Source organism: Nocardioides antri (genome assembly GCF_008373765.1).
Lineage (GTDB): Bacteria > Actinomycetota > Actinomycetes > Propionibacteriales > Nocardioidaceae > Nocardioides > Nocardioides antri.
In genome coordinates this window covers 16456-33478 of record NZ_VUJW01000006.1, presented here as the reverse complement: position 1 = coordinate 33478, position 17023 = coordinate 16456, and the positions used below count along the sequence as shown (strand labels likewise).

18 protein-coding genes are annotated in these 17023 nt (G+C 69.5%); 13 read left to right on the top strand and 5 right to left on the bottom strand.

Features of this window, described 5'->3' with window-relative positions; translation table 11 throughout:
• Positions 1–49: 49 nt before the first annotated feature.
• From F0U47_RS12220 to F0U47_RS12200, 5 genes are all read left to right on the top strand, one after another.
• Positions 50–2779, top strand: a complete 2730-nt coding sequence (locus tag F0U47_RS12220) for a replicative DNA helicase (protein ID WP_149750765.1) — start codon at positions 50–52, stop codon at positions 2777–2779.
• A 288-nt stretch (positions 2780–3067) separates the two neighbouring features.
• A complete protein-coding gene (locus F0U47_RS12215) occupies positions 3068–3568 on the top strand; it encodes a hypothetical protein (protein ID WP_149750764.1) in 501 nt (166 codons plus the stop codon).
• Positions 3561–4640 (top strand): protein kinase domain-containing protein, encoded by a 1080-nt coding sequence (locus tag F0U47_RS12210; RefSeq protein WP_149750763.1) that lies wholly within the window; start codon positions 3561–3563, stop codon positions 4638–4640. The genes F0U47_RS12215 and F0U47_RS12210 overlap by 8 nt, the downstream gene beginning before the upstream one ends.
• Positions 4641–5063: 423 nt before the next feature.
• A complete protein-coding gene (locus F0U47_RS12205) occupies positions 5064–5447 on the top strand; it encodes a hypothetical protein (RefSeq protein WP_149750762.1) in 384 nt (127 codons plus the stop codon).
• A 278-nt stretch (positions 5448–5725) separates the two neighbouring features.
• On the top strand, positions 5726–7360 hold the full coding sequence (locus F0U47_RS12200) for a hypothetical protein (RefSeq protein WP_223162755.1): 1635 nt from the start codon (positions 5726–5728) through the stop codon (positions 7358–7360).
• Positions 7361–7529: 169 nt separating this feature from the next.
• Here F0U47_RS12200 and F0U47_RS12195 read toward each other — a convergent pair whose 3' ends face one another.
• Entirely contained in the window at positions 7530–8441 is a 912-nt protein-coding gene (locus F0U47_RS12195; protein WP_149750761.1) for an RNA polymerase sigma-70 factor, read from the bottom strand.
• Positions 8442–8559: 118 nt separating this feature from the next.
• Between F0U47_RS12195 and F0U47_RS12190 the strand changes: the two genes are divergently transcribed.
• Both F0U47_RS12190 and F0U47_RS12185 read left to right on the top strand, forming a co-directional pair.
• The gene (locus tag F0U47_RS12190) at positions 8560–9507 is read left to right on the top strand and encodes an NAD-dependent epimerase/dehydratase family protein (RefSeq protein ID WP_149750760.1); all 948 of its coding nucleotides are present in this window, start codon (positions 8560–8562) and stop codon (positions 9505–9507) included.
• Positions 9508–9554: 47 nt separating this feature from the next.
• Positions 9555–10049, top strand: a complete 495-nt coding sequence (locus tag F0U47_RS12185) for a GNAT family N-acetyltransferase (RefSeq protein ID WP_149750759.1) — start codon at positions 9555–9557, stop codon at positions 10047–10049.
• A gap of 62 nt (positions 10050–10111) precedes the next feature.
• Here F0U47_RS12185 and F0U47_RS12180 read toward each other — a convergent pair whose 3' ends face one another.
• Positions 10112–10501, bottom strand: a complete 390-nt coding sequence (locus F0U47_RS12180; protein WP_149750758.1) for a VOC family protein — start codon at positions 10499–10501, stop codon at positions 10112–10114.
• 79 nt (positions 10502–10580) lie between these two features.
• Here F0U47_RS12180 and F0U47_RS12175 point away from each other — a divergent pair, with 79 nt between their 5' ends.
• Positions 10581–11312 carry a TetR/AcrR family transcriptional regulator gene (locus tag F0U47_RS12175; protein ID WP_149750757.1) on the top strand — a complete coding sequence of 244 codons (732 nt, stop codon included), beginning with the start codon at positions 10581–10583 and terminating at the stop codon, positions 11310–11312.
• Positions 11313–11388: 76 nt separating this feature from the next.
• On the opposite strand, the gene F0U47_RS12170 is transcribed toward F0U47_RS12175, so the two are convergent.
• Positions 11389–12231, bottom strand: a complete 843-nt coding sequence (locus F0U47_RS12170) for a helix-turn-helix domain-containing protein (RefSeq protein WP_149750756.1) — start codon at positions 12229–12231, stop codon at positions 11389–11391.
• Between the two features lie 100 nt (positions 12232–12331).
• On the opposite strand from F0U47_RS12170, the gene F0U47_RS12165 reads away from it, so the two are divergent.
• A complete protein-coding gene (locus F0U47_RS12165; RefSeq protein ID WP_149750755.1) occupies positions 12332–12925 on the top strand; it encodes an NADPH-dependent FMN reductase in 594 nt (197 codons plus the stop codon).
• On the opposite strand, the gene F0U47_RS12160 is transcribed toward F0U47_RS12165, so the two are convergent.
• Positions 12922–14244 carry a tryptophan 2,3-dioxygenase gene (locus F0U47_RS12160; RefSeq protein ID WP_149750754.1) on the bottom strand — a complete coding sequence of 441 codons (1323 nt, stop codon included), beginning with the start codon at positions 14242–14244 and terminating at the stop codon, positions 12922–12924. The two genes, F0U47_RS12165 and F0U47_RS12160, sit on opposite strands and share 4 nt — an antisense overlap.
• Positions 14245–14382: 138 nt before the next feature.
• Here F0U47_RS12160 and F0U47_RS12155 point away from each other — a divergent pair, with 138 nt between their 5' ends.
• From F0U47_RS12155 to F0U47_RS12140, 4 genes are all read left to right on the top strand, one after another.
• Positions 14383–15018: a dihydrofolate reductase family protein gene (locus F0U47_RS12155; RefSeq protein WP_149750753.1), complete on the top strand. Its 636-nt coding sequence runs from the start codon at positions 14383–14385 to the stop codon at positions 15016–15018.
• A 48-nt stretch (positions 15019–15066) separates the two neighbouring features.
• On the top strand, positions 15067–15390 hold the full coding sequence (locus F0U47_RS12150) for a hypothetical protein (protein ID WP_188111320.1): 324 nt from the start codon (positions 15067–15069) through the stop codon (positions 15388–15390).
• Positions 15387–15809 (top strand): MerR family transcriptional regulator, encoded by a 423-nt coding sequence (locus F0U47_RS12145; protein WP_149750751.1) that lies wholly within the window; start codon positions 15387–15389, stop codon positions 15807–15809. Before F0U47_RS12150 ends, F0U47_RS12145 begins: the two co-directional genes overlap by 4 nt.
• Positions 15810–15913: 104 nt before the next feature.
• Entirely contained in the window at positions 15914–16303 is a 390-nt protein-coding gene (locus tag F0U47_RS12140) for a hypothetical protein (protein WP_149750750.1), read from the top strand.
• Positions 16304–16344: 41 nt separating this feature from the next.
• On the opposite strand, the gene F0U47_RS12135 is transcribed toward F0U47_RS12140, so the two are convergent.
• Positions 16345–16968, bottom strand: coding sequence for a VOC family protein (locus F0U47_RS12135; RefSeq protein ID WP_149750749.1), 624 nt, complete (start codon positions 16966–16968; stop codon positions 16345–16347).
• Between the last annotated feature and the right edge of the window lie 55 nt (positions 16969–17023).

Genomic DNA, 17023 nt, shown 5'->3' with positions numbered 1-17023 from the left:
CGACTCGACGCGCGGCGCCCCAGGGGATGAGTAGGACCCCGGCGTCAGCATGCTCACGGCACGGTCATCGTCAACATGTTCAGCACGAGGGAAGGGGAGCGGGTTGAGCCTCGCCGAGGTGCCGCCGCCGGACGACGAGTGGGGCGACGGGCCCGCGTCGTACGCTCCGGGTGATGCGCCTTCGGGTGGCCGGACGCCTCCGCAGGACATGGCGGCCGAGCAGTCCGTGCTCGGGGCGATGCTGATCTCGAAGGACGCGATCGCCGACGTGCTCGAGGCGGTCCGCGGCCAGGACTACTACCGGCCGGCGCACGAGGCGATCCACGACGCGATCATCGACCTCTACGGCCGCGGCGAGCCGGCCGACATGGTGACGGTCGCGGGCGAGCTGCAGCGGCGCGGCGAGCTGCAGCGGATCGGCGGTGCGCCGTACCTCCACACGCTGGCGGCCAACGTCCCGATCGCCGCCAACGCGGGCTACTACGCCGAGATCGTGCGCGAGAAGGCGATCCTGCGGCGCCTCGTCGACGCCGGCACCAAGATCGTGCAGATCGGCTATGCCGGCGAGGGCGAGGTCGACCACATCGTCGACGCCGCGCAGGCGGAGGTCTACGGCGTCACCGACCGCCGCAAGTCCGAGGACTATGCGCCGCTGAGCGACATCATGGACGCGGTCCTCGACGAGATCGAGGCGATCGAGAACCGCGAGGCCGGCATCTACGGCGTGCCCACCGGCTTCGCCGACCTCGACGACCTCACCAACGGCCTCCACGCCGGCCAGATGATCGTCGTCGCCGCCCGACCTGCCATGGGCAAGTCGACCCTGGCTCTCGACCTGTGCCGGGCGGCCTCGGTCCACAACAACCTGACGAGCGCCTTCTTCAGCCTGGAGATGACGCGCTCGGAGATCACGATGCGGTTGCTCTCCGCGGAGGCCCGGATCCCGCTCAACCACATCCGCAACGGCAAGATGTCGACCGAGGAGTGGGACCGCCTCGCCCGTCACGTCGCGAAGGTGTCGGCAGCGCCGATGTTCATCGACGACAGCCCCAACATGACGATGATGGAGATCCGGGCCAAGGCCCGGCGGCTGAAGCAGAAGCACGACCTCAAGCTTGTCGTCATCGACTACCTCCAGCTGATGACGTCGGGCAAGAAGGTCGAGTCCCGCCAGCTCGAGGTCTCGGAGTTCTCCCGGCAGATCAAGCTCCTCGCCAAGGAGCTGGGCGTCCCGATCATCGCGCTGTCGCAGCTGAACCGTGGCCCCGAGCAGCGCGCCGACAAGCGCCCGATGATGAGCGACCTTCGCGAATCGGGCTGTCTGACGGCCGACACCCGCCTGATGCGGGCCGACACCAACGCGGAGATCACGCTCGGCGAGCTCATGGCGTCGGGTGCCAAGGACGTGCCGGTCTGGGCCCTTGACGACCGCCTCAAGCTGGTGCCGCGCACGCTCACCCACGCGTTCCCGAGCGGGACGAAGCAGGTCTTCGAGGCCACCCTCGCCTCCGGTCGTCGCGTCAAGGCGACCGCCAACCACCCGTTCCTGACATACGACGGCTGGATGCCGCTCGGTGAGCTGGCAGTCGGGAGCCGGGTCGGCGCGATCCGGCACGTTCCGCCGCCCCTCGAGATCACGCCCCGCGAGCAGGACGAGATCGTCCTCCTCGCCCACCTGCTCGGCGACGGCTCGTTCGTCAGGCGCCAGCCGATTCGGTACGCCAGCATCGACGAGGCCAACCTGGCTGCCGTCGCTGAGGCGGCGAGGCGTCGGTTCGGCATCACTCCGAAGCGTGACGAGCACGCCGCAGCCCGCGTCACGACACTGCGCCTGCCAGCGCCGTACCGCCTGACGCACGGTCGCCGGAACCCGATCGCCGCCTGGCTCGACGAGGACGGGCTGTTCGGCCTTCGCAGCCACGAGAAGTTCGTGCCCTCCTGGGTGTTCTCGCTGCCTAAGGAGCAGGTCGGCCTGTTCCTCCGCCACATCTGGTCCACCGACGGGTGCGTGCACCTCGATGAGAAGCGGAACCTCGGCCGCGTCTACTACGCGTCGACGAGCCGCCGCCTCGTCGACGACCTTGCCCGTCTGCTGGGGCGCTACAACGTCTTCACCCGCATCAAGCGAGTGCGCAAGAACGGCTACCGCGACGGGTGGCACCTGCACGTCGTGGGCGTCGAGAACCAGCTGCGCTTCCTCGACGAGATCGGTGTGCACGGTGCGCGCGGCGACAAGGCGCGGCTGCTCGCGAAGCAGCTTCGCGACGTCGTGCCGAACACCAATCTCGACACGATCCCGGTCGACGTCTGGCAGGACGTCAAGGGCGTGCTGGCCGATCAGGGCATGACCCACCGCGAGTTCGCAGCCGCCATGGGCACCCAGTTCTCGGGGTCGACCATGTGGAAGCGCGCCCCGAGTCGGCAGCGCATGGCGAAGGTCGCCGCAGTGCTGGACGCGGCAGAGTTCGACGTCCTCGCGACCAACGACGTCTACTGGGACTCGGTTGCGTCGATCGAACCCATCGGCGAGGAGCCGGTCTACGACGCCACAGTGCTGGGTGTTCACAACTTCGTCGCCGAGGGCATACCGCTCCACAACAGCATCGAGCAGGATGCCGACATGGTGATCCTGCTGCACCGCGACGACGTCTTCGAGAAGGAGTCGACCCGCCCCGGCGAGGCCGACCTGATCGTGGCCAAGCACCGCAACGGCGCGACCCGCGACATCGTCGTGGCGTTCCAGGGCCACTACTCCCGCTTCGTCGACATGGCGCACTGAGCCAGGCCTCTTGTCGAGATGCAGCGAACATTGAGCAAACGCGATGTCGTTCAAAGAACACCAGATCCGTCGAGATTGGTGGCTGGCGGTCTCCAAGCTGCGCGCATCGGCGACTTCATCGGACCTGCCCTCGACATGCAACCAGCGCCCGTCTCCGATGAGGGCGTCGCAGACTATCGCGCCTTGGCGTTCGGCCGCCGACGATGGATCCATGGAGGCCGGCTCGAGTCGCCCGGTGCAGACGCCGATTCGCAGCAACGATCGCTGGATCCCGGCATACTCGACGCCATGCCCGACACCGAAACCACCGAGATGATCCTCGGGGTGAACATCGTCGCAGGCGGACTCTGGTTCGGCTGCGTTGACGGTGACGGCACGCAGGTCGAAGACCGCGATGACCGCCTTCGGGTTGACTACGACATGCTGGGCGAGGCCAGGGCCCTTTCCGAACTCGAGCACAGCCTGGAGGCGCATCTGACGCGTCTTGGTCCAGCTGCGATCGCGTTGCTGGACGCTGGCACCTCCAACCAGGCCCGTGCCGTGCACGTCGCCCACCGACGGGGCCAGGTGGAAGCGGTCGTGCTGATCGCTGCGGAACGCGCCGGCGTCCCGATCACACGGGTGACCCACGCCGCGGTCAAGAAGCGGTTCGACGTCGCTCCGACCAAGCCAGCACTCCGCTCCAAGGTGGCGGAAGCGCTGGGGATCACCGCCCCGACAAACTGGGCATCCCGAGCTCCGGCCACTGCCGCAGCGCTCGTCGTCGCAGCGGGACCCGCCGATGAGTGATCACTTGGTTGCGGAGGGCACTCTCACTCTCCCCTACGGGGTAGTACGAACCCTCCACTACGGCGGAGGCGAGGTTAGGCTCTACCGCAATCTGATCACTCAAACACGCCAAGTCGGCAAGAGGATCAGCCGCCTTGGCCGCGAAGGCACTCTGGCCGCAACCGAGGCAACCCTGCTGCGGGAGATTGACCACCCGAATGTCGCGGACATCTACGACGTTGCCGAGGTCGCGGGATCAGACCCAACGCTCGCGATCATCGAGATGACGATGCCGTACTACGAGCAGGGCAGCACCTTCGATGCGATGGAACGGGGAGTGCGGTTTCGCACTTCAGTTGGCCGCGACCTCGCCATCCGGGCCCTCCGTGGTGTCGCGCATCTTCACGATGTCCACCAGGTTCTCCACCGCGACCTCAAGACACCCAACCTGCTTCTCTCCGGCGACGGCTCGCTCGTGAAGGTTGGGGACCTCGGCGAGGCCGTGCGCATGGACGACCGCCGTGAGGCGCCGCCGCTCCTGAGCCCGGGCTTTTGGACCCCGCCGGAGACGTTCACTGGATACCCGCACAGCGTCAGCTCCGACCTCTACTCGATGGGGATGTCGATCGGCGAGATACTGTCCGGACCAATCCCGTACGACTCCTACGACGTCGAAACCGTGGCCAGCAGGCTGGCGGCGGGCCGACCGGCGATCATGCCGCGCCATGCCGTCTTCGCGCCACACGTGCCGGACTCGCTCCGCCGAATCGTCCGCAAGGCCACGCGCCCTACCCCTGATGGCAGATACCAGAGCGCCGCGGAGATGATCACCGCGCTCAACCGCGCGAGGTTTGTCGATTGGGAATGGCCCACGTATGCCGATGACAGCGTCGAATACCTGGGGACGTGGAACGGCCAGGACCTGCGGGTGCGGGGTCGGAGGATGCGGAACGGGACGTGGCGTTACGAGACCGAACGCCACTACGCCTCCGGCTGGCGTGAGATCGCGGCCTTGAGAGCCGACGGCCCGACGCGCGATCAGGCCGCAGAGCTTGCATTCCGCCAGATCGACAGGGTCCTCGTCAGAGTCTGAGCCGCTGCAATCCATGCTTGCGCCTCGTCTCGCGGCAGGTTGTCAGCGGCGAGCTTCCACCCCTCGATCCAGCCGGCCGCCGGGATCCAGGCTGCGTAGGCCATCTGACCTCGGCTGGAAACGGACCCCGCCTCCGCCAAGACCAGCATCCAGGCAGCCACCACCGACTCACCGCGGACCGAGTCAGTTGCTAGGCCCAGCTGGGCCGAGTACGGGGAAGCAGCGGGCAACCGTTTGGTCAAGACTTGGCATGCAGCCACAAGCGGCCAGGGGCGTGCCGGCAGCTCGCCTACCTCGGAGAGGGCGAGCAGTAGCCCGACCGTGGCTTCCTCGGCCAGAGTCAGGCTACTCTTGTTCTCCCCACTGTTGCCCATCGTTGCCCAACCTAGACCAAGCCGCCGACAGTTTTAGCGAGGACAGGCCGTGGACACCTGGCTCACCCTCGCGCAGGCCGCCGACAGGACCGGCCTGACCACGGAAACCATCCGCAAGTGGGCACTCTCAGAACCACCCCGCGTGCGCGCTCGGATGGTGTCAGCTGGCAAGCGAAAGCTGTGGGAGGTCGAGGCGGGTGACGTCGATCGCGAGGCCGAGGCAAACGGGAGGATGGCTCGGCGGTCCGCCAGGCGCGACGACACAGACGCACGGGTCAGGGATCGCACCGCAACACTCAACGATGTCACCCGAATCTACCGGCTCATCGACGAATTGCGGGAAGAGATCGAGAGCCGGCACCTACAGATCGAGCGACTACAGCGCGAAATCGTGACCCTCCTCGAAGCCCCGTCGGTATTGGCCAACGACTAGCAACGCTGTGCTGGCTAGCAGACCTACATCCGAACCAGGACGGGCTGAGCTGGGGACGCGGCATCACCGCACAGAGCTCAGCGGAGCGTGTGGAGCACTGGCGTCTGTCCACGACGGTCACAGTCACCGGGAACGGACGGGGGTTGGTCCGCCGATCCTGTTGGGCAGGCGGTAGCAGGGTCGTGCCGGAGTTGTCCGAGTGAACCGACGGCGAGTGTCGGAGCTTGGTCCTACCTTGTCCTTGACAGGAACAGTGGTGCCGTCGGGAGGCTGTCGGAATGAGCGTGTTGTACCGGGCCCTGTGGACCGACGACAGTCAAAACGATCCACTTACCTACGTCGATTTGGTCCGAACACGGTTCAGTTCCTGGGCCTTGGAGGACCCTGCCGCGCGACCCCTCGATGATGGCTCGACCAAGGTGACGCTCACGCAGAACCGCAGCCGCATCATCACTATTCGCACCGCCGAGAGCAGCACTCCCGGCGACGCTGATGGCGAGATCGTGTCCCACGTCGGAATCGAGTGCGTGACGCAAGACTCGGCGACCGAGGCCGATGCCAGCCGCACGAACTGGACCACCATTGTGCGGGTGGTCACGGACCTCTCGTCCGTGCACGTCTGGGTGGAGAACAGAGTCGAGACTGACGACCTGTCGTTACGCGTCCAAGTGGGCCGACCCCGACTCGTCGATGACCTACTTTCCATCCCGGGAAGGCCCCACCTCGCCGGCTCGGGATTGTTCACTGAGGTGCAGCCGATCCTCGCCGACGAGGTGGCTGCACTCACAGAACTCCTTCAATCCCCGACCCGGGCTCTGCCGGTGATCGTGTGCAGCGAGCCAGGCGGGGACCATGACGACCGCTGGACAATCTGGGCCGAGCGCATCGCCAGGCGAGCAGGTGGCATCGCCACCGTCATCACCTTGGACTCGGGCGCGGTAACCGCGTTCCGTCGAGCCCTCGGCGACCTTGCGGTGTGGGGAGGTGGGGTCCGGGTCTACACGCCCACGCCCGTCGTCGACCCAACCGATGGCTGGCGACACCGATACACGCCGGGTCACCTGATGGCCTCCCGCGAGGACGCCATGGTCGACCGCATCGTGTACGTAGTGGCGCAGATGTCGACTCGACGCCGCGTGCCCGACGAGTTCCTGGGGTTCACAACCACCGCACCGGCCGAGGCCGCGCCCGGCGCCTCCGCCGGGTTCGTGTCAGAAGACGAACAGGAGCGGGAAAGGATCCACTGGGAGACTCTCCTCGAGCAGCAGGTCGCTGAGACGAATGCTTCGGAGCGGGAACTGGCCCAGAAGATTGGTCACCTTGACCGGATCCGTCTCGCGCTCGAAGAGCAGGGGCTGCATGAGCTGTTCTGGGGAACCCAGCACGAAACCGGGGCTGAGATCCCCGACGAAGTGCAGGACACCTCGACCGCTGTGTTCGCCGCACAGATGTACCTCACAGATCGACTACTCGTGCACGACGACGCCCCCCGGGAACTGGACGGGATCGACACCTGCCCGCAGGCGTACTCGTGGGGCAACAAGACGTGGCGAGGATTCCGGGCACTGGCTGCCTACGCCGAGGAACGGAGCAACGGGTTCCGAGGGAGTTTCTGGGACTGGTGCACCGAGGGTCGCCCCTTCGCTTGGCCCGCCAACACCAAGCACCTGTCGATGACCGAATCGGAGACCGTGCAGAACAGCGCCAAACTGAGTCGAACCCGCGTCCTTCCCGTGTCGACTGAAGTCGACCCCAGTGCCAAAATTCTGATGCTCAGCCATCTCAAGATCTCGGAAGGTGGCGGAGACCTGGCTCCGCGTGTCTACTTCTACGACGACACTGGCGGCAACAGCGGCAAGGTGCACGTCGGGTTCGTCGGCCCGCACCATCTCATGCCGAACACCAAGTCATGATTCGCGCTGCGCAAGGTCAACAGAACACGGGCACCGTGTCTTGCCGCTGCCCGTAGTTTGACCAACGCGTCGAAGGCGGGCCGTTCCGTCAAGGTTCGCCACGTGCAGCCCGTCAACCTTCGCTGCATCTCGACACCTCTCCCGTTCGGGGGTGCCGCTCTCGAAGCGCTCAGGCGCGGCGGCCGAGCAGCGTGTTGAGGTCACCCACCGGCCCGAGGTGGCCGAGCTTGTCGGGGTTGAGGACGTTGTGGAGCCCGACGATCCGGTCGGCGTCGACGTCGATCGTCATCACGCCGAGCAGCGCGCCGTCGGCGGCCCGGGTCCGCAGGGCCGGCTGGCCGTTGGCGTGCACGAGGTCGAGGAGTACGCCGAACCGCTCGCCCTGGCGCATCAGGCCGAGCAGGAACCTGGCCACCGACACCGCACCTGTCATCGGCTTCTGGATCGCCGGAGCCCGGCCGCCACCGTCGCCGACGAACACCACGTCCTCGGCGAGCAACCGCTCCAGGCCGGTAAGGTCCCCGTCGCTGATCGCGGCGAGGAACTCCGCCGCCAGCCGGTCGCGGTCCTCGCGGGACGCCTCGAACCGCGGCCTTCCGTCGTTGATCCGCTTCCTCGCCCGGGCGAAGATCTGCCGGCAGTTCGCCTCGCTCTTGTCGACGACCGCCGCGACCTCGGCGTACTCGTAGCCGATCACCTCGCGCAGCACGAACACCGCCCGCTCCACCGGCGAGAGGGCCTCGAGCAGCACGAGGAACGCCGTCGACACCGTCTCGTCGAGCTCGAGCCGGTGCGCGGGGTCCGCGTCGGCGGAGTCGACGATCGGCTCCGGCAGCCACGGCCCGACGTACCGCTCCCGGCGCACGCGGGCGGAGCGCAACGTGTCGATGGCCAGCCTGGTCGTGACGGTGGTCGCGTAGGCCTCGAGGTTGTCCACCCCGTCCTGAGGGCTGCGGTGCAGGCGGAGGAAGGCTTCCTGCACGACGTCCTCGGCCTCCACGACGCTGCCGAGCATGCGGTAGGCGATCGAGAACATCAGCGGCCGCAGCTCGTCGTGGGCCTCGGCAAGCGTGGTCGTCATGGCCACAGCGTGCCGCCCTCGGGCAACCACCCGGCCACGGATTTCGCGGGGTTGTCACAAAACGCCTGGCCACTCCCGTCGAAGGGGCCAAACTCGCAAACCCGAAGGGAGAAGGACCATGCGGATCTTCATCGCCGGTGCGACCGGAGCGCTGGGAAGCCGTCTCGTGCCGCTGCTGACCGAGGCCGGCCACGAGGTGTTCGGATCGAGTCGCAAGGAGGCAGGCCGCGCCGCCGTCGACGCGCTGGGCGCCACCGGCATCGTGATGGACCCGCTCGACGCCCGCAGCGTGCGCGCCGCCGTCGTCGAGGCCAAGCCGGACGTCGTCGTCCATCAGCTCACCGCGCTGAGCTCGCTGTCGGGGAACATGAAGAAGTGGGACCGGGAATTCGCGATGACCAACCGGCTGCGGACCGAGGCCACCGACCACCTGCTCGCCGCCGCACGGGAGGTCGGCGTACGACGCTTCGTCGCCCAGAGCTACGGCGGGCACTGGACCAACCAGCGCACAGGCGGGCCGGTCAAGACCGAGGAGGACCCGCTCATCGACGACCCGGGCAAGGCGGCGCGGGAGTCGCTGCGCGCCATCAAGCACGTCGAGCGGGCCGTCACCACGGCCCCCGGCATCGAGGGTGTGGTGCTGCGCTACGGCAACTTCTACGGGCCCGGCAACGCCCTGTCGCGCACCGGGGAGATGGGTGAGATGGTGCGGCGCGCGAAGTTCCCGGTGGTCGGTGGCGGGACCGGGGTGTGGTCGTGGATCCACATCGAGGACGCCGCGGCTGCGACTGTCGCCGCGATCGAGCGAGGAGCGCCGGGCGTCTACAACATCGTCGACGACGACCCCGCTCCGATCGGCGAGTGGCTGCCCTACCTGGCCGAGCAGCTCGGGGGCAAGAAGCCGATGCGGCTGCCCGCCTGGCTGGCCAAGCCGCTGATCGGTGAGTTCGGCGTGGCCCTGATGACCACGGTGCGAGGGTCGTCGAACGCGAAGGCCAAGCGCGAGCTCGGCTGGACGCCGCGGTACGCCAGCTGGCGCGAAGGCTTCCGCACCGGGATGGGCTGAGGCAAGGGGCGACCGGGAGCACGCGGGAACGCCACTAAGGTGCGTGCGTGCTCCCGGCCCCGACCGCCCGATTGCGGTTCCGTGAGATGACCGACGCGGATCTCGACGAGGTGGAGGCAGTCCTCTCCGCGCCTGACCCCGCCCGGCCAGGCCGCCGGCAGCGGACCCGGGCCGACGCCGAGCACTGGATCGCGTGGAACAGGCGGAACTACGCCGAGCACGGTCACGGGCTGTGGGTGGTCGAGACGCACGACGGCAGGTTCGTCGGTGACTGCGGGCTCACCATCCAGGACGTCGAGGGCGAGCCCTTCGTCGAGGTGGGCTACCACGTGCACCTCGCCCTGCGGGGCCAGGGCCTCGCGACCGAGGCCGCCGCGTCGGTCCGCGACGTGGCCCGGGATGCCGGTGTGTCCCACCTGGTCGCGATCATCCGTCCCGAGAACCTGCCGTCGCAGCGGGTGGCGGAGAAGATCGGGCTCCGGCTGGAGCGTCGGGTCTTCAAGAACGGCGGCGACGCACTGGTGTTCGGCGCCGATCTCTAGGTCCTGTTGCGACCGGGGCGACGCCGGCGCGGACATCGCCCGTGACTCCTCCTGCCGAACTGTCACTCCGGAGGAGTGACCCACTGCACCAGCTGCCAGATCAGACCGTTGTCGTCGGCGAACTGGCAGTAGCGCTCGCCCCAGGGCTCGGTCTCCGGAGGAGTCACGACGCGGGCGCCGCCGCCGGCGATGCGGGCGAACTCGGAGTCCAGGTCGTCCACGACCAGGACGAGCAGCGTGCCCTGGCCGGCGGCTCCGGCGATCTCCTGCGGCTTGAAGGTGGGAAGGCCCACGCTCAGGAAGATCACGTTGGCGCCGGCAGTCGGGTGCTCGAGCGAGACGAACCCCTCTGCCGCCATCGCCTCGGTGAACCCGAGGTGGGTGGTGGCGAAACGTACGGACGCGTGGACGTCGGGGACGTTCAGCGAGATGGCGGCGGAGGTGGCCTGCATGCGGGTTCCTTTCGTGACACTAACTCTGTACGCCGTACAACGTACAGCGTTATGGGAAGATTCCCGCGATGGAGAAGAAATGCCGCGACCGCTGATCGACCTGCTCTGGCGCGACCACCCGGGCGCTCCTGCCCGGGGCAGCCGCGGACCGCGGGCCCGGGTCTCGACCGGGACGGTCGTGGACGCAGCGCTCGGGCTCGCAGATGCCGACGGGCTGGGGGCGGTGACGATCCGCCGGCTCGCCGGTGAGCTCGACGTCTCGACCATGTCGGTCTACACCCATGTCAACAGCCGCGACGACCTCCTGGTGCTGATGGTCGACGCGGCCCACGCGCAGATGGACCGCCCCTCCTTCGGTCGCCTGGGCTGGCGGGCCCGGGTCCGGCGGGTGGCGGAGTCCAACCTGGCGCTGCTCGGGGCGCACCCGTGGCTGCTCGACATCACCGACGACCGCGCAGCCCTGGGACCCGGGACGATCGCCAAGTACGACCACGAGCTCGGTGCTCTCGCCCCGCTCCGGCTGGACCCGGTGACGTGGGACGCGGCACTCACGTTCGTCCTCGACTTCGTCCGCTCCAGTGCCCGCAACCTCCGCCCTCAGCCACGGGCCGGCGAGCTCGCCGAGCACTGGCCGGAGTGGGGCGCCAGGCTCGCGTCGTACGTCGGCGACGACCACCCGGTCGCCCGCAGCGTCGGAGCCGCGGCCGGGGAGGCGTTGGACGGTGTCAGCAGCCCGGCCGTGGCGTGGGAGTTCGGGCTCGCCCGGGTGATCGACGGCCTCGCCGCACTGGCGCCGCGCAGGAGCCGGTGACCGCGCAAGAACGGTCAAGGACGGGTGGCCGGCTCCTCGTCGACGGCGGCCCGCTGCGGGAGACCCCGCTGCCGGGCTAGGGAGAGACCTGGCGGAGACCGCCGGGGCGCATGCCGACGAGGCGGTCGAGGGCCGCTTGCGCCGCGGCGTCCTCGGGGAGGAGCACGACCAGGGTCAGTCCGCCACCGGCCAGCAGGACCTGCGGGGCGATCCGCACCAGCCCGACCTCGGGATGCGCGACGGCGCGCAGGCCCAGGTCGGGGGTGCCCGTCGGCCGGCTCTCCCAGCGCGAGCTGAACTCCTCGCCGAGCGATGCCGAGAGATCCGCGACGACGGCGCCGGTGTCTGCCCCGCTCTGGAGGTGCAGCCACGTCACCAGCGCGTCGGCCAGGACCGACCAGTTGTCGACCGCGCTCCGGGCGCGCTCGTCCGTGAAGGCGTAGCGAAGCAGGTCGGGCTGCTCTCCTTCGAGCATGCCGAGCGGCCGGACCAGGCGGTCGAACGCGTCGGTCCACGCCACCAGCTCGGTACGACGGCCCACCACCACGGCGGGTGTCGGCTCGAGCCGGTCGAGCACGGAGAGCAGTCCCGGCGGCACGTCCCGCTCGCCCGGGCAGCCCTCGCCGCAGACCAGCTCGGTGCCCTGGCTCAGCGCCACCAGCTGGTGGAGGTGCAACCGGTCGCCGGCATCGAGCCGGAGCGCGTCCGCGACCGCCGCCACGACCTGGGTCGACGGCCGTCGGTCCCGTCCCTGCTCCAGCCGGGTGAGGTACTCGACGCTGATGCCGGCCAGGGTCGCCAGCTCCGAGCGCCGCAGTCCCGGCGTCCGACGGCGCTCGCCCCGGGGCAGGCCGACGTCCTCGGGCTGCACCGCCTCCCGGCGCGCCCTCAGGAAGCTGCCCAGCTCACCTTCGATCACCCCGTCATTCTCCACCGGACCCAAGACCGCAGCGTGGCCCTGCGGGGGCCACCCTCACCACGGCCTCCCGCCCGCCGTGCAGCGGCGCCAGGTTGGAGGCATGACCAACGAACACGACAAGCTCCGAATCGCGATCATCGTCGGCAGCACCCGGCCCGGCCGGCGCGGCGGCCAGGTGGCCACCTGGGTGCACGAGGCCGCAGTGCGACGGGACGACGCGACGTACGACGTCATCGACCTCGCCGACCACCCGCTCCCGCACCTCGACGAGTCGTTGCCTCCGATCCTCGGCTCGTACAGCGAGCCGCACACCCGCGCCTGGGCCTCGACCATCGCCGCGTACGACGGGTTCATCGTCGTCACGCCCGAGTACAACCACTCGATCCCGGGCGTGCTGAAGAACGCCATCGACTACCTCTTCGCGGAGTGGAACCACAAGGTCGCCGGCGTGGTCGCCTACGGCGCGGAGAACGGGGCCCGTGCCGCCGAGCACCTTCGCCAGATCTTCGGCGAGCTCAAGGTCCCGGTGGTCCGGCAGTACGTCGGGCTCTCGCTCTACCTCGACTTCGAGGACTTCGAGCGGCTCGCGCCCCGTCCCCAGCTCGCGGGCTACCTCGAGACGCTCCTCGACGAGGTGACGCTCTGGGGCCATGCCCTGCGGCAGGTCCGCTCGGTCGGGGCGACGGCTGCCTAGTCCGCGGCGGGACGGCGGGCGTCGGTGACCCCGATCTCGGGCAGCTGCCAGAACAGGCGGTGGTCGACCCACTGGCTGAGGTAGCCGACCCCCGACGTGTGACCGGACCCGCGGGCGTCGCCGAGCATCCGGGTCGCCAGGGTGACGTGGGTGGCCTTCCAGCGCCGGTGGCTGTCCTCGAGGCTCCGCAGGAGGGTGGCGACGGTCGCCAGCTCCTCCGGGTGGCGCCCGGCCGTCCGTGCGTCGCGGTAGGCGTCGGACATCGTGTCCTGCCCGTCGCTGACCTCGGCGAGGACCTCGGGCACGCTGTCGAAGGCCGGCGACCCCAGGCGGGTCGCCGGCGGCGCGCCGCACAACCCTTCGAACCGCTTGTACTGCTCGGACTGGATGGCGCTCGCCCCGTCGGTGAACTCACGGAACGTGTGGAACGCCTCGTACCGCATCGTGGCGACGATCCGGAACAGCGACGCGTTGCGGTCCATGAACGCGACGATCTCCTCCAGCAGGCCGATGGCCGCGCCGAGCTCCTGCTCGCGGAGGGCGGCGATCGCCGTCCGCATGCGGCGGCTTATCCCGGTGAACGCCATCTCGTGCGCCTGGAGGACGCGCATGAAGAAGTACTCGTCGTGCACGGTCGACACGGGCTGCACCGTCAGCTCGAGCCACTCGCCTGCCAGTGCGATGGGCGGCGCCGGCAGCTCCAGCAGGAGGGTCGGCAGGTCCGACTCCGGCTCGTGCGCGATGGCAGCGAGCAGTCCCTCGGAGTCCGGGCCGCCGAGGTGCGAGGTCATGAACCTCAGCGAGTGGCGCACCCGCGTGCGGAGGGTCCGCGGCTCGGGGCGCCCCACCGGCGACATGTCCGTACGGCGGTGCGCCGCGCACAGCTCGTAGCGGATGATGTCGGCGGCCAGCAGGGCGGCGACGCCCGAGGGCAGCAGGTCGTGCTCGGCCAGGATGACCTCGAGCACCGGCAGCGAGAGGTAGGTGCGGTTCCAGAAGCGGCCCTCGTGCTTGTCGAGGATGCAGCCGAGGAACGCGTCGAGGTAGGGATCGGCTCCGTCGTACCGCTTCTTGATGGCGGCGAGCCGCTCGAGCCGGTCGGCCTCCAGGAAGTGCTTGCCGACCCATCGGACCTCGTGGGTGACCAGCCGGGCGAGCACCAGGCCGTCCAGCTCGTCCGGCGGCACCGACGGGTCGAGCCAGTGGTCCAGCTCGTTGCTCAGGAACGCCGCCGCGGCCTCTCGCGACACCTGGATCGCGCAGCTGCTCTCGACTGCTGCGCGGAGGGCCTGCTCTGCCGGCGCGACGTGAGCGCTCATGCGATCCACAATGATCCCGATGCCCGGGACTGTCCGGGAAACGGCGGAACTGCCAGAGCGCCGATGAGTTTGCGCCGGGCCGGCGGTCCCACCTGCCAGCTCACCCGACGCCACGAGCCATCACCGAGGAGCGCACGGATGTCACTCGCCCGGATCCACAACATGTCCATCTCCCTCGACGGCTTCGGCACCGGTGAGCCGCAGTCCCTCGAAGCGCCGTTCGGCCATGCGGGCGAGCGTCTGCACGAGTGGATGTTCGCCACCCGGTTCTGGGACGCCGGCGGCATCGCCGGCGTCGACAACGCCTTCGCCGAGCGTCATGGCCAGGGCTTCGGCGCGGAGATCATGGGCGCCAACAAGTTCGGCCCGCCCGGCTGGCAGGACGACCCGGACTGGAGGGGCTGGTGGGGCCCGAACCCGCCGTTCCACACGCCGACCTTCGTGCTGACCCACCGTCCGCGACCGCCGATGGAGATGGAGGGCGGCACGACCTTCCACTTCCTCGACGCGTCCCCGGCCGACGCCCTCGCGGCCGCTCGCGACGCGGCGGACGGCAAGGACGTCCGGATCGGCGGCGGCCCCACCGTCGTCCGTGACTTCGTCGCCGCCGGTCTCGTCGACCACATGCACCTGGTCCAGGTCCCGATCGTGCTCGGCCGCGGCGTCCGGATCTGGGACGGCCTGGAGGCGCTCGAGGACGCGTACGACGTGGAGACGGTCTCGTCCCCGAGCGGGGTGACCCACCTCACGTTCACCCGGAGAACAGCTGCCTGAGGACAGGGATTGCAACCTGTATCCAGGTACGGGTTTATCGTGGACGGCATGGAGAACCTGCTGAACACCGACGCCTGCACGCTGCCCACCGCGGAGCGGCCGCTGAGGGTGGCCGAGTTCGACGCGCTGTTCGCCTCGGCGGTGCGCCGCGTCGAGGCCCGCGGCACCGAGGTGCGGATGCACCTCTCGGGCGACGATGGCCTCGCCGACACCGTCCGCGACCTCACCGCGCGCGAGACGTCGTGCTGCTCCTTCTTCACCTTCGCCGTCGACGGCACCGACCAGGACCTGACCCTCGACGTCTCGGTGCCCCCGGCCCGCCAGGACATCCTCGACGCCCTGGCCGACCGAGCCCGGGAGCTGTCGGCGTGAGCCTGCGGATCAACGAGGTCGCCCAAGCGGCCGGGGTGAACCGGGAGACGCTCCGCTACTACGAGCGCCGCGGGCTGCTCGAGAAGCCCGACCGCAGCCCCGGCGGCCACCGCCTGTACGACGAGCGCGCCGTGCACACGCTGCGGATCATCAAGGCCGCGCAGCGGCTCGGGTTCACGCTCGAGGAGGTGGCGGACCTGATCGAGGTGGGGCGACGGCGCGGCCGCGACTCCGGGCTCCAGGCCCGCGCGCGCGAGAAGCTCGTCGAGGTCGAGGAGCGCATCGCCGACCTGGAGACCATCCGGTCCAACCTGGTCGCCGCGATCGACGCCGGCTGCGACGACCTGCACGTGTGCGCGACCACTGACTGCTGCCCGGTGCCCTTCGTCGAGATCACCACCCGGCCGACCGACGCATGAGCGATGGGGGCGGGGGTCAGGAGGTCAGCGTGGAGGAGCGACTGGCGGCGAGGGCGCTCGCCGGCGAGCCGATCGACTGACGTCGCAGCAGTAGGCTCCGCCCCGTGCGTTCATCCGGGAGGCTCAGGCGGCGGGTCGGCCTGCTGGTCCTGGCAGTCGGGCTCCTGCTCTCCCTCGTGGTCCTCCTCGCCGGCGCGGTCCTGTTCGCGACCCTGGCGGGTGACCCGCAACCGTCCGCAGACGAGCTTCCGGAGCTTCCGGACGGCTACTCGGTCGGCACCGTGCACCCGGGCTGCGGGTCCGGCGGCTGCTACCTGGTCGCCGACGTGGAGGGGCCACCGGGAACGACGCCGGGGGAGATGGTCGACGCACTCGCCCCGGTGACCCAATGCCGGGCCCACGGGCTGCTCGACCGCCGGCGCCTGTGCACCGCCGTGGCTGTCGTCGGCCACGACCAGGTCCAGGTGTCGGTGATGCTGGAGGACGGGGGATAGCCTCCCCGCGTCGAGGAGGGGGAAGGTCCGGCACACGGGGGTCAGCTCGCGTCGACGCGGGCGGTCTCCCAGGCGAAGCCGTCGGGGTCGACGGCCGGAGTGCCGCCGCCGTTGAGCGCCATCCGGTGCGAGCCGCTGCCCTCGGCGGGCACGCCGGCATTCTTGGCGAGGGCGCGCCGGCCGTAGAGGCCCAGCTTGACCGGGCCGGAGCCGGCTTCGAACTCGACGTACTTCCTGCCGAAGCTGCGGGCCACCGTCAGGCCGTGCTCGACGTAGAACGCCTTGCTGGCCGCGACGTCCGCGCAGCCGAGAAGCAGCACGAGGTCGCCGAACTGCTTGGTCGCCGGCCCCTTGTTCTTCTTCGAGGAGCTCGCGATCGTCCAGATCGCGCCGTCGGGTGCCTGGACGGCGCCGCCATAGCCCCAGAACGACTTCGCGACCGGCTTGGTCGTGGTCGCACCGGCGGCGAGCGCGGCGTCGACGAGGGCGTCGACGTCGGCCGGCTGGGCGACGGTCAGCGAGAGGGTGAAGCCGCGGAAGCCGGTGCTCGGTGCGTCGGCGGTCCGGAACCGGAGCTGGGTGTCGAGGCCGAAGGCCTCGGCGTAGAAGGCACGGGCGGCGGCCGGGTCGGCCACCTCGAGGGTGATGGAGTCGATGGAGTTCATGCCCGTGACGCTAGGAGCGGGCCCGGTCCGGCCGCTTCTCGATTCCTGACCAGTC